We start from the raw sequence: 13653 nt of genomic DNA, 5'->3' as shown, positions 1-13653 counted from the left end.
AAAAACTGGCTAAGCTATAGAGAAACAAGCTAAGAGAATACCGATGAAAGAACGTAGACGATTTTCACGCGTACTGTTTTCTAACCCGGCCCTGCTTATGACGGCCAGTGGCGATTACAAGTGCGAAGTGATTGACCTGTCACTCAATGGCGCGCTGTTGACGTTACCTGTGGGGTATGTGCCCCTCAAGGATGAGCCAGCCAGTTTGCGCTTTGCCCTGCCACAAAGCGATATTCAAATCGCAATGGAGGTTCAGGTTCGTCATATAGAAGAAGGCCACCTTGGCGTGCACTGCAATCAGATAGATCTTGACAGTGTGACCCACCTCAAGCGCCTGATTGAGCTGAACCTGGGAGATGACGACGTACTGCATCGCGACCTTGAGCAACTGTTACTGCACGACTAAGCTCCGGTATGGACAAAGGCGCACAAGGGTGGCTTTACACCCTTGTGCGCACCCTTTTTCTTTGTGCCGTGTACAGCCATAAACAGTACCCCACCACGCCCATGCTAACTCTGTCTTGATGACATTCAAACCTGGCCGACTACCTGTGTCAGATCACGACGATTACTTAAGACAGGAAATAATTTAATTTTGATATAAAAATAAAGTAAATATTTTACTTTATTTTCACTTCCATCCTGTGCTAGGTTACTAGATGTAACTATCAAAGGAGATAATCATGTTACTAAAACTAAAAAAGAAACCAATGAAAGCCCTATCTAACGACAAAGCAGGCGTACCTGCAAACATGACACCGCAAGTAGCCGGTGGTGTAGAACAAACTTACTACTGTTGGTCAGATCATCGCTGTCCGGGCACACTAACATCGCGGGCGTGCTAATCACCCGATAAAGCCCTTGCCCGCTAAAAAGCGGGCTTATGATCACTCCCTGCTCTATATCACCTCCTGTCACATGCGCTTCGCTTTTCCTTCTCAACCAATCACAGTTTAAATACGCACCAGTCAGAGTCTGACTTACTTTATGCCTATGGCTGCTCAGGGCCACACTCTAACAACTGAGTGAAAAAAACTCGCTGAAAACTCAAAAGAACAGAGTCGTACACAAGCCCGTTTTGGCAAGCAACAATGCCCGGGAATAAAACGTCACGCTCTTGTGATGATTTCGTGATAACTACGCGAGCCTTCCTCAATAATTTACCTGCATGCTTGTCAGGGTCAAATCCAAACAACAAGAGTAAATTATGAAAACACGCATCCTCCCCCTCATCACAGGCATATTATTCGCATCCGGTACAACCAGCGCGGCATCACTTGATGTGAAAGTCACTAATCTGACGCAAGGGATCTACTTCACCCCTTTACTGGTGAGCGCGCATACCAGCGACGCCATGGTGTTTCAGGCTGGCGAAAAAGCGTCAGACGCACTTGCCGCTATGGCAGAAGGCGGATCGCTGACTGGCTTGAGTGACATACTCACAGGCATCAATGCAAACACTATGGAGAATCCGGCTGGCGGCCTGCTTGCACCAGTGACCTCGACCATGACCAGCCTGGAAACCGACGCAGGTAATGACCGCTTGTCTATTGTGGCGATGATGTTGCCCACCAATGATGGCTTTGTCGGTCTGAACAGCTGGCCAATCCCGACCACGCCGGGCACATATCATATCTACCTGAACGCCTATGATGCAGGCACTGAAGCAAATAATGAGTTGGTTGTAGAGGGCTCAGGTGCACCGGGCACACCAGGGATACCCGCATCGCCTGGCGTTGCACCAGGTACTCAGGGGATGGGCGTGACTGAGATGGAAGAAAATACTCACGTACATATTCATCGCGGCAATCTGGGCGATGATGAGATAACCGGCGGCAAGAGCGACCTGCATAATACCGTGCACCGCTGGTTGAACCCCGTTGCCAAAGTTACCGTAACCGTTAAGTAAGGGGCCTGCCATGAAATTATTCAGACTCACCCTGCCTGCGGCTTGCTTAGTACTGGCCGCCTGTGGCAGCGATAACGACGATAACATGCCTATCACAATGCCCGATGATGATATGAGCATGGTTGATGAGCCGGCTCCTGCTGATCCAGATCCTGCGGACCCGGACCCAACTGATCCAACGGACCCAACGGATCCGACCGACCCCACGCCAACCACAGTGGAGTTAATGATCACAGCAACAAACCTGACTTACGCTCAGCCGTTATCGCCTATTGGTGTTGCGCTGCATCAGGAAGGTCAGTTCTGGCAACTGGGTACCCCTGCAAGCGATGCATTAGAAGTATTGGCTGAAGGCGGCGACAACAGTGGTTTGCTCGCACTGGATGTAGTGCAAAGCCAGACCTCTGCTGCGGCGCCTTTAGCGCCGGGGCAAAAAACCGAGCTGACTCTGACCCATGACTCCCTGGATGGGCAAAAATTGTCATTGATTTCCATGATGGTGAATACAAACGACGGCTTTACCGGTCTTAATGCTCTGGATGTGTCTGCAATGACTGTTGGTCAGGCGATGACCTACACGACACATGCCTATGACGCAGGCACAGAAGCCAATAGTGAAGCTCAGGGTACGATCCCTGGTCCGGCCGATGGTGGCACAGGGTTTAGTGCCGAAAGAGAAGCGTTAAACAAGGTAGCCATGCACCCGGGTGTGGTTGGCGTCGACGACGGGCTGACAACGTCGGTACTGACGAGCAGCCATAAATTCAACAATCCATTGATGACGGTTACCATAACCAGAACCAAGTAGTCTCCGAGCCGCTCCGTGACCGTTGTGGTGATGGAGCAACAACAGCCGGTAATCCATACCGGTGCGGAGACCTGCTATGCAGCAAAAAGTGCTTATCGTTGAAGACGATGCCGATATTGCCGATCTGCTACGCGTTCATCTGAACGAGTTAGCTCTCGACGTTGATCACCTTGCCAGTGGAGACAAGGTTATGCCACAACTGACCCACCAGCATTATGCCATTGTGATACTCGATATTATGCTGCCAGAAGTCGACGGCCTGACACTGTGTCGGGAGATTAAAACCCGTTACCCCAAAATCAGTGTGATCATGATGACCTCAAAAAGCAGTGAAATGGACCGCATCATTGGCCTCGAAATGGGCGCTGATGACTACATCTGTAAGCCATTTAGTTACAGAGAGTTTCAGGCCAGAGTGAAGGCACAGCTCAGACACATCAAACTGCTGCACGAGCCACAACCACAAACTGAAAATACAGCCAGCCCGGTGGTAATTGGTCAGCTGCAAATTGATCCGCACTTTCATGAACTGACGCTCAGACAAACGCCGGTAGACCTCACTGCCACGGAATTTGATTTAGTGCTGTTTTTTGCCCGTCATCCCAATCAGGTGTTTTCCCGGGCTCAGCTGCTGGAGTCGGTCTGGGGCTATGATCATCTTGGCTATGAGCACACAGTCAACTCCCATATCAATCGCATTCGCAATAAGTTTGAGCAGATCACCGAGCACACCATCATAGAAACCGTGTGGGGCGTAGGCTACAAGCTTAATGCCAAACCACTTCAGCAGGAAATGCAATGACACTGTCTCTTTATCACCGTCTGGCGCTTACAATCACGGCCATGTTTATGCTCATCGTTTCGGTGTTCGTCTGGTGGACGCAAAACCTCTCTTCGGTCTCGCGCGCTCAGGCGGAGCAACAACTGCACATTGGTCTGGCGGCGCACCTGGCCCAGGATAACCCACTGCTACAACAAGGCGTCTATGACTATGAAGCGCTGGAAAACCTGTTTCATACTTTGATGGTGCTGGGCCCGGCGTTTGAGTTTTATTTTGTTGACCCCGGCGGCAAGTTGCTGACTTACTCGGCCAAACCCGGCGCAGTCAAGCGCGCGTCAATTGATCTGAGCCCTCTGGTGCAACTGATTAAAACGCCCACCAGGCTGCCAGTATATGGAGACGATCCTCGCTCGCCTGACGGCAAAAAAATATTTTCTGTTGCCCCGGTGTACAACGAACAAAAATTACAGGGCTACCTGTATGTCATTATTGGCTCCTCTATTTACGACTCCATAGTGGCGCAACTTAACAGCTCTGATCAACTGGTCAAACAAGCTGTGTGGCTGGGCGTTTTTCTGCTTCTGCTGTTTATTACTTTGCTCCTGTTATTCCGCTTTATGACTCAGCCCTTGAAGCGCCTGACTCAGTATATTCGCAGTACGGAGCAGCACAAATTTGATATTCAGCAGGTGCCACTGCTGAGCTGGCAACAACACAACAATGAAATTCATCGGCTGGGCAACGGCATCAACGCCATGCTACAAACCATCAATCAGCAAATGTCACAGCTGACAGCGGTAGATGAACAACGCCGCCAGCTACTGGCACACCTATCGCACGACCTGCGCACGCCTCTGGCCTCTTTACAGGGCTATCTGGAGCTGGTTGAGCGCCAATGCGACACATCGGGCGACATGCAGCGCTACATGGATATCGCTTTAAAAAACTGCACACAACTGAAAAACCTTATCGACCAAATTTTTGAGCTGGCTCATCTGGAGTCCGGGCAAACCCAGGTGCACTTTGAAACCTTCAATATGGGGGAGCTTATTTACGACGTGCTTGCCAAATTTGCACTCAGGGCGCAACAGGCTGAAATAGCATTGCAAGTAACCCCCACCGAATGCGACTTTGTGGTCTACTCAGATATCGCCAAGCTGGAAAGAGTACTAAGTAACCTGCTGGAAAACGCGCTGCGTCATACCCCCGCTGGTGGCTCTATTACCATTGTTGTGACGCCCAAAGCTGGCAGCTTCGACATTGCGGTGCAGGACACCGGAGTTGGGATCAGCCAAAAAGAGCTGCCGTATATCTTTGAAGCACGTTATCAAGCCAGTAACAGCAAAGGCTGCAAAAAAACCCATGCCGGACTCGGCCTGGCAATTACTGCCAGATTATTACAGCTGCTCAAGTCAGACATTAAGGTCAACAGTCGACTCGGCGAAGGCAGCGAGTTTGTGTTTGCTGTGCGTGGTGCTGAGTAAGGCGCAGTTCACTATGGGTTTGCCACATCCGCTGAACTCGATGCCCACTGGCCTTAGACACAGATAATCATGCTGCCAAACCTAAGAGTACTGAGCGCTATGTATCTATGCTGCGGTGGGTGTCCCAGAAAATCTCCGGGAAATCTCCTTGTGGGTGTCTCGGAAAATCTCCCCTGAACTCGATGCCAATTGGCCTTAGACACAGTTAATCATGCTGCCAAACCTAAGAATACTGAACGCTATGTATCTATGCTGGGGTGGGTGTCCCGGGAAATCCTCAGTTAATCATGCAGCCAAACCTGAAAATACCGAGCGCTATGTATCTATGCTGCGGTGGGTGTCCCGGGAAATCTCCTTGCCATCAATTGTGAGCGTTAGTTATTGCCTGTTGGCAAAAAAAGATTGGTTTAAAGTACCGTTCACGGGTATTTTAGTCTCCTCGGCTTGCTTGATAAGAGTGGCCTGGTCAGTAACACGTAACAAAGCGCAGCAAGGGAGCAAGTATGATGTATAAAGTTGGGATTGTTTTGTTTGATGATTTCACGGATGTGGACTTCTTTTTGATGTATGACTTGTTAGGTCGCACAGCCGATAGCTGGACGGTTAGCATACTTGGCACTCAACCTGAACATCGCTCCCACCTTGGTATGAAAGTCAAAACCGACGGACACATTTGTGCGGTGGCGGATCAAGATGCCGTGCTTATCACAAGTGGCAAGCGCGGTATTCCAGCGGCAATGAAGAATACAGAGTTTATGTCGGCGTTGAACCTTGACCCAAAAAAGCAGCTAATTGGTTCGATTTGTGCAGGTTCATTTATTCTTCACGAGCTTGGTTTACTAAAAGGTAAGCCTTTGACAACAAACCCAGACGCTAAGACTGCCCTGCAAAGTTTGGGTGGAGATGTTCAGGACACACCGCTCGTAATAGAAGGCAATATAGCAACGGCTGGTGGCTGTCTTTCACTGATGTATTTAATTGGTTGGCTGGCCGAGCGGCTGTTTGATTCAAACAAGCGAAAAGCCATACAAAATCAATTGATACCCGCAGGGCAGCTCGCATTGTTTGAAAATCTGATAGCCACAACAATTCAATCAGCAGAATTGGCAAACTCGCAAAATCAACGCATCAAACTAAACATGGACAGAGAAAGTGCAGAAGCATCCAGCCAGGTTTAGCGCAACCGAGCAGCGGGGTATCTACACTGTTTTGGTATTACGAACCTAACATGTGATTGCTGCGACTTATTCACTTTAAGTTTTTCAGCAGGCCGAGCGAATTAGTGATAAAAAATAATAATAAAACACATAAATTAGAACTCCCATGATAAAAACGTTAGAAACCGACAGAATGATTTTAAGGCCTTTTGAATTAACAGACGCACCCGATATGTACCTGCTCGGCTCTGTGCCCCGGATCATTCGATATGTCGGTAATGCACCGTTTAAACATTTAACAGACGCAGAAAACTACTTAAAAGCCCACCCTCTTAATGACTACCGGGAAACCGGTTTTGGCAGGCTGGCGTGTATTGACAATACAATCTAATCAGCTCATTGGTTTTTGCGGTTTAAAGTATATGGATGAGATCGATGAAATTGAAATTGGATACCGGTTTTTACCCGCGTTTTGGGGCAAAGGACTGGCAAGCGAAGCTGTAAAAGCCGTCCTGGACTGGGCACTGGAAGAAAAACACTGTACCCGTTTGGTAGGGTGCATTCACCCTGATAACCAAGCCTCTAAAAAAGTACTGTCAAAGTTTGGCTTTAAAAAGGAAAAAACCGTCAATGTGGCGTTTATTCCCGACGTGCCCGTCGACCTATTTGTTTATGAAGCCAGCGACTAAATGTCGACACAGGTACGTAAACGCCCAGCCAAAGTTAATTAAACAAAAGTAGGTTACAATATCGCAGCTCCACGAAATTGGCCAAAGGAGCTGCTATACACCTTTGAGATACACAACAAGGCACACTGAGTGATTACTCACTCAAAGTTTTTAATACCTCTCCTGCCCGGCGTTTTTTGGCCTTAAACACAGGTAACAGGATGGCCACGACCAGCAAACCTAACAAGCCGTTAGACAAAAATACCGAGCTCATTGCGTACTGAACCAGAATAAAAAGCACGAGCACCAGCGCAAATAGCAAAGTGGCTTTTATGCTCAGGTCCCAGCGCCAGATCTCTTGTCTGAGCAGCTGCTGATGTGCCTCCAGTGCTTGTGATAGCTGCTGATTTTTCAATATGCGTAAACTGGTAATGCGACTCCTATTCACCAGTGTATACATGCTCGCGCCCCACACGCAGCCAAAGCCAAGCCAAAGTTGTGTCACCAAAGGGGCTGGCTCAAATAAAGCCAGTACAAACCAGGCACTCACTAGCAGCATGATCAGAGTTTCGATGGCAATCCCCGCAAAGAGCCCAAGCCGTTGCTTTCTATGGCGCTGTATACACTGCTCTAATGCTGGTGGTGGTGATGCAGGCGTTGACTGCCACAGCTGCGCTAAGTCCGAAAACTCTTGATTATCCATTAATATTTCTCCATCAATTGTTCGGTAAGTTGTGTTTTGGCACGGTGTAGCCTGATCCCCACGTTGGCTTCACTGATCCCCAAAACGTCGCTGATCTCGGCCGTGTCTATGCCCTCAAGCTTGAGCATCATCACCTGTCTGAGACTCAAAGGAAGCTGATGGATGGCCCTCTCCAGCCGTTGCTGTTGCTGCTGTTTTTGCATATTTGACTCGGGTGAATCCGGACTGTGGGCATGCTCATCAGCCAGCTCATCTTCATTTTGCTTGCTGTGTTTGCGAATGTGGTCAACCGCCACGTTATGGATCACTCGGTATACATAAGTGTTTAATTTGCATTGTCCATCAAACTTGTTCAGCGCCCGCCACAGTGCAAAGGCCATATCCTGTGACAGTTCTTCACACAGCGCAGCGCGTCGCTCATAGCCCTTTGCCGCACGCCTGATCTGCGGCCAGAACGCTTCAACAACTTGCTGCCTGTCCTGCTCCTTGATTTGCTCAGTCACTGTATACTGCTCCACTTACAATAAACTTGTCTGTACTCGTCGGGGTAAATCGGCATTGATCACAAGTTGGGCTATTTCTCGTTGCTCAATACCAATATCGATGGATTTAGAGCCTATCTGTTAAGTCTTTTTCTATCAATAGATTGAACTTATCAAATGCTCCCATAACTTTAGGAGACCAAAGGTGTAATTCTGCTGACAATCATTTTAAACTTTTCAAAATGTTTTTTAGGTTAATCCTGTCCTGTTAGTCGGGCCAATTCTTAGTTCATTACAAAAATCTCATTATTTTTTCTAGCGCCGCTTTGGTTCATTTCGAAATAAGAAAAAACCATTACCAATCAAAAAGGTAAAACATAGTCACTAAAAGAAAGAATTTTTTGTAATAACCGCCCTGTCACCCCGACTAACCCTCATGTAGAAAAACTCAAACAACTAACAATCAGGAGATAATTATGCTGAACGCATTAGAAGCAAACAAAACTCAGGTACAAAAAGTTGCAATGGTGTGGCTGGTTTCCGTACTTTGTTTGATCAACATGGCCATGATATTGGCCTTCACACCGTTTTTGATTTTCAAATTCAGTGCCACTTTACTGGCGGTCGGAGTCACAGAGTTGGCGATGATGATGACAAGACCCTTACTCAAGCTAAAACGCCTGCAGACTGGCTGGGCAGGTTAAATCAACTGTGTTAGGGTTGGCAACTCAATATCAGGTTAGTGTCCGGCTACATCAATACAATGAGGTTACGCCACCAGTCCGATGGATTCATTATGTAAGACTACCGCAGGGTGAAATACTAAAAAAGAGTATTAAGAAAGGACAAAGATCACAGCATAGCTTGCAGCATACTCACTGCTGCAAGCCTGCGGGTTATACTGGGTTAGTTCACCAGTTTATACGCAACCCAAGTGGCATTTAAACGCTTATCTACGCCTTTCATCACATTCGGTAAAATTTCGGTGACACTGTATTGCCACTGACAACCCGTTTTATCTAAGCCGTAACTTAGCGGTGTACAGAAGTCCAGTGTGCCAGTATTACTCATAGTTATGTCTGAAATGCTATAAAACTTGTCGTCGTGCGTTTCAAGTACACCACCCTGAACAGTAAAGTTGATAAACTTCACTTCATTACGATGATTGTACTCTAAACGCCAACGGGTGCCCGGTAAAGATTCCAGTGAAGCCAGCCCATCGTTGTTTTTCAGCTTATATTTCACCGCTCCAGTACTGGTTACCCAAACCAGGTCTTTTCTGTTATCGGCATTGATATCAACGATGTGTAACGTTTTTACGTCTTCGTTGATAAGCAGATCCTGAGTCGCGCCAAAGTCCTCTGCCGTCGCTGCATTTGCAGCTCCCGCGAACAATAGAGCCGACAATGTGATTGCTGAAGTTTTCATAATTTTCCTTAATTAAAATTATTGAGTTCAATTTTGCTTTGATAATATTGCATCACGCTCTGCCTTGGCTTACGCAACCAAGGACCCAACTTGGGAACACCATAAACCCAATAATAGCAAGATAGGTTTAGATAAACCACAGATAAACAAGCAATTAGTACCAACTGATTACTCAATAGCCTCGCCTAAGGTAAGCATGATGATTACTCCCGATATAAAGCATTCAGCACCTCATCCACAGAATATGCGACGACCGGAATATGTTCTTGTTTGTATTCCAGGTAGGTCGTATCTAGCTGAGCAAAATTGGCACGTGTAAGTTGCTCATCAAACTCGCGTACATAGAGCACATTACCAACTTTGCCATTGGCTCCGACTAAAATAGTGCGGCTCTTTAATGTTGAACTCTGCCCTCGTCTGTCATCTATCAACTGAGAGGTAGTCTCGGTATGTGCCCAAAAGCTGCCATCAAACGAGACATGACGATGAAAAAAAGGCTGCTGCGGATCGTCCATTAATAATGCCAGACCAACAAACAACCCTGTATAGGAATGGCCCATAATTGTCCTGTCGGATTGCTCCACCGGGTAGCGAGCTTCTATCTCTACTGCCAGCTCTTTGCGAATAAAATCAAAGTAGTCTTGTGCCAACGGCCACTGTGAATAAGCCTCCCGGTGCTTATAACCTTCATCGACATAATTTTCTACTCCGACCAAGATCACCGCCATTTTATTATCGTCCAGACTATCGGCAATGGTGTCAAAACGCCACTCTGCATCTAATACATAAATCACCGGATAACGTTTATTGGCAATGCGATTTTGCGGCAGATAAACCCTCAGCGGATACGATACACCGGTATAGCTCGAAGAAAACGCCTCCAGCTGCAATCGCTCACCCGGCAAAAACGGCTGTGCGGGTTGTCCAGACAAGCCTTGCTGTGCAGAGCCTGAATTCGAGCTGCCACCGCAGGCGGCCAGATTGATTGCCAAAACACAAAGGAAAAGGCGCGTAACAAGTTTAAATTGCAAATTCATCAAGAAACTATCCTGTTGATTTAATCGTCAATATCAGCAGTTCTATAGTAACGAAGTTCTAAGTGAATTGTTATTAGTACACTTCATTACGTACAGAGGCTGTCTCGACACGAAAAAAACGAACAAAAAACGAAGAACAAAAAACGAAAAAGAACAAAAAACGAAGACACCCATGTCAAAATCTACCTAAATTGTACACAGGTTGTTATAAAGCTAGGCCTGAGATCACCGAACACATGAACGAAGAAATCGAAGACACCCATTTCAAATTTCAAAACACACCTAATTAGGGCTCAATTTATGTAAAGCCGGGCTGAAATAGTTTTGTGCGCCGGCAGCGCCACAAACCTTGAAAAAATCGGAACAATAACGAAGACACCCATTTCAAATTTCAAAATATACCTAATTAGGGCTCAATTTATGTTAAGCCGGGTTGAAATAGTTTTGTGTGCTAGCAAGCACCACAAACCTTGAAAAAATCGCAATTTCCCGACATCATATTTCACTCTGAAAATTACCTAAAAAAGAACCATGACATCTTCTAACTCCTTTATGTCGAAACTGACGGCGATTGTCGAAGCCCGATGGTTTCAGAACTTTTTGATTGCTGTCATTTTATTCAATGCCTTCACGTTAGGCTTGGAAACCACTCAGTTTGGTAAAGCTAATGCCGCAGTCCTGCATAAAATTGATTTGGTTATTCTGATAATTTTTACCATCGAGTTAATACTTAAGCTGATGGTATATCGCCTTAAATTCTTCAAGTCGGGGTGGAATTGGTTTGACTTAATCATTGTTGCCGTTTCCTGGGCTCCATCCAGTGGCCCACTCTCCGTGTTGCGTGCTTTTCGGATCCTGCGGGTGCTACGGCTGTTCTCAGTCGTACCACAAATGCGTCGGGTAATTGGTGCGCTTGGTCACTCACTGCCGGGGATGGCATCGGTCATTGGCGTACTCGGTATCGTGTTTTACGTTTCAGCCGTACTCACCACTAAACTATTTGGTCAGCATCCGGATCCAAATATGCAAGAGTGGTTTGGCAGTATCGGCGCTTCTGCCTATACCCTGTTCCAGGTGATGACGTTAGAGAGCTGGTCTATGGGCATTGTACGCCCGACCATGGAGCTGTTCCCGCAATCCTGGTTGTTCTTCGTACCTTTTATCATTATTACCAGCTTCGCAGTACTGAACCTCTTTATTGGTATCATAGTCGACGCCATGCAGGTAATGCATGAAGAAGAAGGCAAACCGGATCAAGTACTGGCAACTCGCGAAGATATTGAGCGAGTTGAAGCCAAGCTGGATGCGCTGTTAAAACAGCAAAAAGACTAATCTCAACAGGCTTGCCGCTAGCGTGACTGCAACGTCCAAGCGGCAAGCTCTTGCCTCTTCACTCATACACTCATGCCATAAAAACCTTATTATTGTGCGGCAGCGGCTTCATTACGCACTCTCATTTCTGGTATGTAACTTGCTGTATTTGATATAGATAAGACAAGTGCTGGAACACTTGTCGTTCACTCTAACCTCATCAAAGGAGCTGAACATGCAAGTTACATCCAATCCCTATCAGGTAAACAACGCATATCAGAAACCCGCTAAAACGCCACAAAGCACGGATTATGTACAGCAGCAATCCGAACAACAGTCAGAGCAGGTAAATGCGCCAAACAATGGCTTCGATGTACGCGGACAGGTCAACCTGGTCTATTTGCTCAAGCCAGAAGACATTACCAAGCTTTCTGATGAACACAATTTTCTGGCCGATTTTGATATCACTTTAAGAAGCCCGGAAGAGCTGGAACAACAATACACCCAAAAAGGCCTGCAACGAGATGTGGGTACCATTATCTTTGTACAAGGCAAAGCGGTCGCATCTCAAGGCTATGACGGTACCATATATGGTCAGGGTTCTGTGGCCGATATTTTCAATCAGGCCGGTCAAAATCCTGAAAAAATAAAACAACTCGTTGCCCAACACTTCCCCGATGCCCGCGTCGAATTTTACGCCGAGGGCAAAGGGCCAACCAATGCCGACGTGTTTGAGCTACGCTATGGCGAAACCTATGAAGGCTTTGTGCGTGAGCAGGTGCAAAACCATCGAGACCATTACCTGACCGACCAAATTAATGCCGAAGAAAACTACCGTAGAAAATTGATGTTTGAGCAGACGCCACAAACCAGCGTGTTCAGCGTTGATGGCCGGGTAGTGGCAAGCAGAGATGAAAAAGGCTTTGTCGACGTTGGCCAGCCCCTGCTAGCCGAAGCAGATGCGCGAGGCATAGAAAGAGAAACGCTCAAAGAACTATTCAGATATTCTCCTGAGCGTTCACCTGAAGACTATCAAGCGCTATTAAACCAGGTATTTGGTGACGGTGTTGAGTTGAACAACTACGACGCAACAGCAGCGCCCACAAGAGCAGAAGTACGTGAACTTGCTGAGACAGGCTAAGCACCTCAAGCATTTATCGATGATTAATTGCACCAACATCGGACATTTATCGCACAACACTCATGTTGATTGTTATGCTTCCTCTGATAATAAAAATATTCAGTTCATCATCAATACCATGCTGGGTGGTGCTCATTCCCGGACAGCAACGCCCGGGTTCCATCAGCCAGGCTTACTTCTCACTTTCTTTACCAATAGAGTGTTAGGTATAATTCGAGGTTATCGCCATACAGGCTTTAAATTTGGAAACCTCATGAAAAAGCTCTCTAAAGTTCAGCAAAAACAACAGGCACTGGTGCTCACGGTGGCCGATGCAATCGAAGAACAAGCCCGCGCAGAAATCCCAGGCATGGTGCAATGCTGGTTTGATGTGGAATACCACCTCTTTCCTGGATCCCTACTTCTGTGTTTTCAATTTGAAGATCAAGCCACTTTGAATGCTGCTAAGTCCGACTTACTCAAATGGCAAAAGCGCCTGAGCGCCGCAATGCTGAAAAAAGGGGTGATCCTCAAAGATATGCGTAAGCATTTAACCTTTACTTTAGACGGACCAGAAGACTGAATCAGAGAGTAATAAAAGACAAGCAAAACCAGAAAAGGCAAGTAAAAGTTCGATGATTTAAACCACTGAACTTGATACCAGCTTGCCCCCTCAGATAGTGCAACAGACTTACATAGTCCAGATTGCCCACTGTTCCTGCTAGATTGGCTGTGATAGCAAAATCTGACAGCCTTATATGCACA

At 46.9% G+C, this 13653-nt stretch carries 17 protein-coding genes; 13 read left to right on the top strand and 4 right to left on the bottom strand.

Features of this window, described 5'->3' with window-relative positions:
• Positions 1–43: 43 nt before the first annotated feature.
• From TW77_RS13950 to TW77_RS24315, 9 genes are all read left to right on the top strand, one after another.
• Positions 44–406: a PilZ domain-containing protein gene (locus TW77_RS13950; protein ID WP_046005592.1), complete on the top strand. Its 363-nt coding sequence runs from the start codon at positions 44–46 to the stop codon at positions 404–406.
• 277 nt (positions 407–683) lie between these two features.
• Positions 684–845 (top strand): hypothetical protein, encoded by a 162-nt coding sequence (locus tag TW77_RS25195; RefSeq protein WP_156158674.1) that lies wholly within the window; start codon positions 684–686, stop codon positions 843–845.
• 362 nt (positions 846–1207) lie between these two features.
• Positions 1208–1909, top strand: coding sequence for a spondin domain-containing protein (locus TW77_RS13945; protein ID WP_046005591.1), 702 nt, complete (start codon positions 1208–1210; stop codon positions 1907–1909).
• Positions 1910–1919: 10 nt separating this feature from the next.
• The gene (locus tag TW77_RS13940; RefSeq protein WP_046005590.1) at positions 1920–2717 is read left to right on the top strand and encodes a spondin domain-containing protein; all 798 of its coding nucleotides are present in this window, start codon (positions 1920–1922) and stop codon (positions 2715–2717) included.
• A 76-nt stretch (positions 2718–2793) separates the two neighbouring features.
• A complete protein-coding gene (locus tag TW77_RS13935; protein ID WP_046005589.1) occupies positions 2794–3519 on the top strand; it encodes a response regulator transcription factor in 726 nt (241 codons plus the stop codon).
• Positions 3516–4982, top strand: coding sequence for a sensor histidine kinase (locus TW77_RS13930; RefSeq protein WP_046005588.1), 1467 nt, complete (start codon positions 3516–3518; stop codon positions 4980–4982). The genes TW77_RS13935 and TW77_RS13930 overlap by 4 nt, the downstream gene beginning before the upstream one ends.
• 503 nt (positions 4983–5485) lie before the next feature.
• Positions 5486–6160: a DJ-1/PfpI family protein gene (locus tag TW77_RS13925; RefSeq protein ID WP_240479497.1), complete on the top strand. Its 675-nt coding sequence runs from the start codon at positions 5486–5488 to the stop codon at positions 6158–6160.
• Between the two features lie 145 nt (positions 6161–6305).
• Positions 6306–6530 (top strand): GNAT family N-acetyltransferase, encoded by a 225-nt coding sequence (locus tag TW77_RS25410; RefSeq protein WP_052713188.1) that lies wholly within the window; start codon positions 6306–6308, stop codon positions 6528–6530.
• Between the two features lie 31 nt (positions 6531–6561).
• Complete coding sequence (locus TW77_RS24315; RefSeq protein ID WP_052713187.1) at positions 6562–6828, top strand: GNAT family N-acetyltransferase; 267 nt, start codon at positions 6562–6564, stop codon at positions 6826–6828.
• Positions 6829–6961: 133 nt separating this feature from the next.
• On the opposite strand, the gene TW77_RS13915 is transcribed toward TW77_RS24315, so the two are convergent.
• Together TW77_RS13915 and TW77_RS13910 are read right to left on the bottom strand one after the other, a co-directional pair.
• The gene (locus TW77_RS13915) at positions 6962–7510 is read right to left on the bottom strand and encodes a hypothetical protein (protein ID WP_046005587.1); all 549 of its coding nucleotides are present in this window, start codon (positions 7508–7510) and stop codon (positions 6962–6964) included.
• Positions 7510–8013: an RNA polymerase sigma factor gene (locus TW77_RS13910; RefSeq protein WP_162197958.1), complete on the bottom strand. Its 504-nt coding sequence runs from the start codon at positions 8011–8013 to the stop codon at positions 7510–7512. The genes TW77_RS13915 and TW77_RS13910 overlap by 1 nt, the downstream gene beginning before the upstream one ends.
• A gap of 455 nt (positions 8014–8468) precedes the next feature.
• On the opposite strand from TW77_RS13910, the gene TW77_RS13905 reads away from it, so the two are divergent.
• Positions 8469–8696, top strand: a complete 228-nt coding sequence (locus TW77_RS13905; protein ID WP_046005585.1) for a hypothetical protein — start codon at positions 8469–8471, stop codon at positions 8694–8696.
• A 202-nt stretch (positions 8697–8898) separates the two neighbouring features.
• Here the strand turns inward: TW77_RS13905 and TW77_RS13900 are convergent, their stop codons facing one another.
• Positions 8899–9420 (bottom strand): hypothetical protein, encoded by a 522-nt coding sequence (locus TW77_RS13900; protein ID WP_046005584.1) that lies wholly within the window; start codon positions 9418–9420, stop codon positions 8899–8901.
• A 203-nt stretch (positions 9421–9623) separates the two neighbouring features.
• Positions 9624–10457, bottom strand: coding sequence for an alpha/beta hydrolase (locus tag TW77_RS13895; RefSeq protein ID WP_046005583.1), 834 nt, complete (start codon positions 10455–10457; stop codon positions 9624–9626).
• A 552-nt stretch (positions 10458–11009) separates the two neighbouring features.
• Between TW77_RS13895 and TW77_RS13890 the strand changes: the two genes are divergently transcribed.
• The 3 genes from TW77_RS13890 to TW77_RS13880 all read left to right on the top strand — a co-directional run bounded on the left by TW77_RS13890 (position 11010) and on the right by TW77_RS13880 (position 13471).
• A complete protein-coding gene (locus TW77_RS13890) occupies positions 11010–11789 on the top strand; it encodes an ion transporter (protein ID WP_240479496.1) in 780 nt (259 codons plus the stop codon).
• Positions 11790–12003: 214 nt separating this feature from the next.
• Positions 12004–12909, top strand: a complete 906-nt coding sequence (locus TW77_RS13885; protein WP_046005581.1) for a hypothetical protein — start codon at positions 12004–12006, stop codon at positions 12907–12909.
• A 253-nt stretch (positions 12910–13162) separates the two neighbouring features.
• Positions 13163–13471 carry a hypothetical protein gene (locus TW77_RS13880; RefSeq protein ID WP_046005580.1) on the top strand — a complete coding sequence of 103 codons (309 nt, stop codon included), beginning with the start codon at positions 13163–13165 and terminating at the stop codon, positions 13469–13471.
• The last annotated feature ends 182 nt before the right edge of the window (positions 13472–13653 follow it).

The sequence above is a fragment of the Pseudoalteromonas rubra genome (genome assembly GCF_000967655.1).
Lineage (GTDB): Bacteria > Pseudomonadota > Gammaproteobacteria > Enterobacterales > Alteromonadaceae > Pseudoalteromonas > Pseudoalteromonas rubra_A.
Note: the sequence above shows the minus strand (reverse complement) of the source record. Positions and strands in the feature narration are given on the sequence as shown.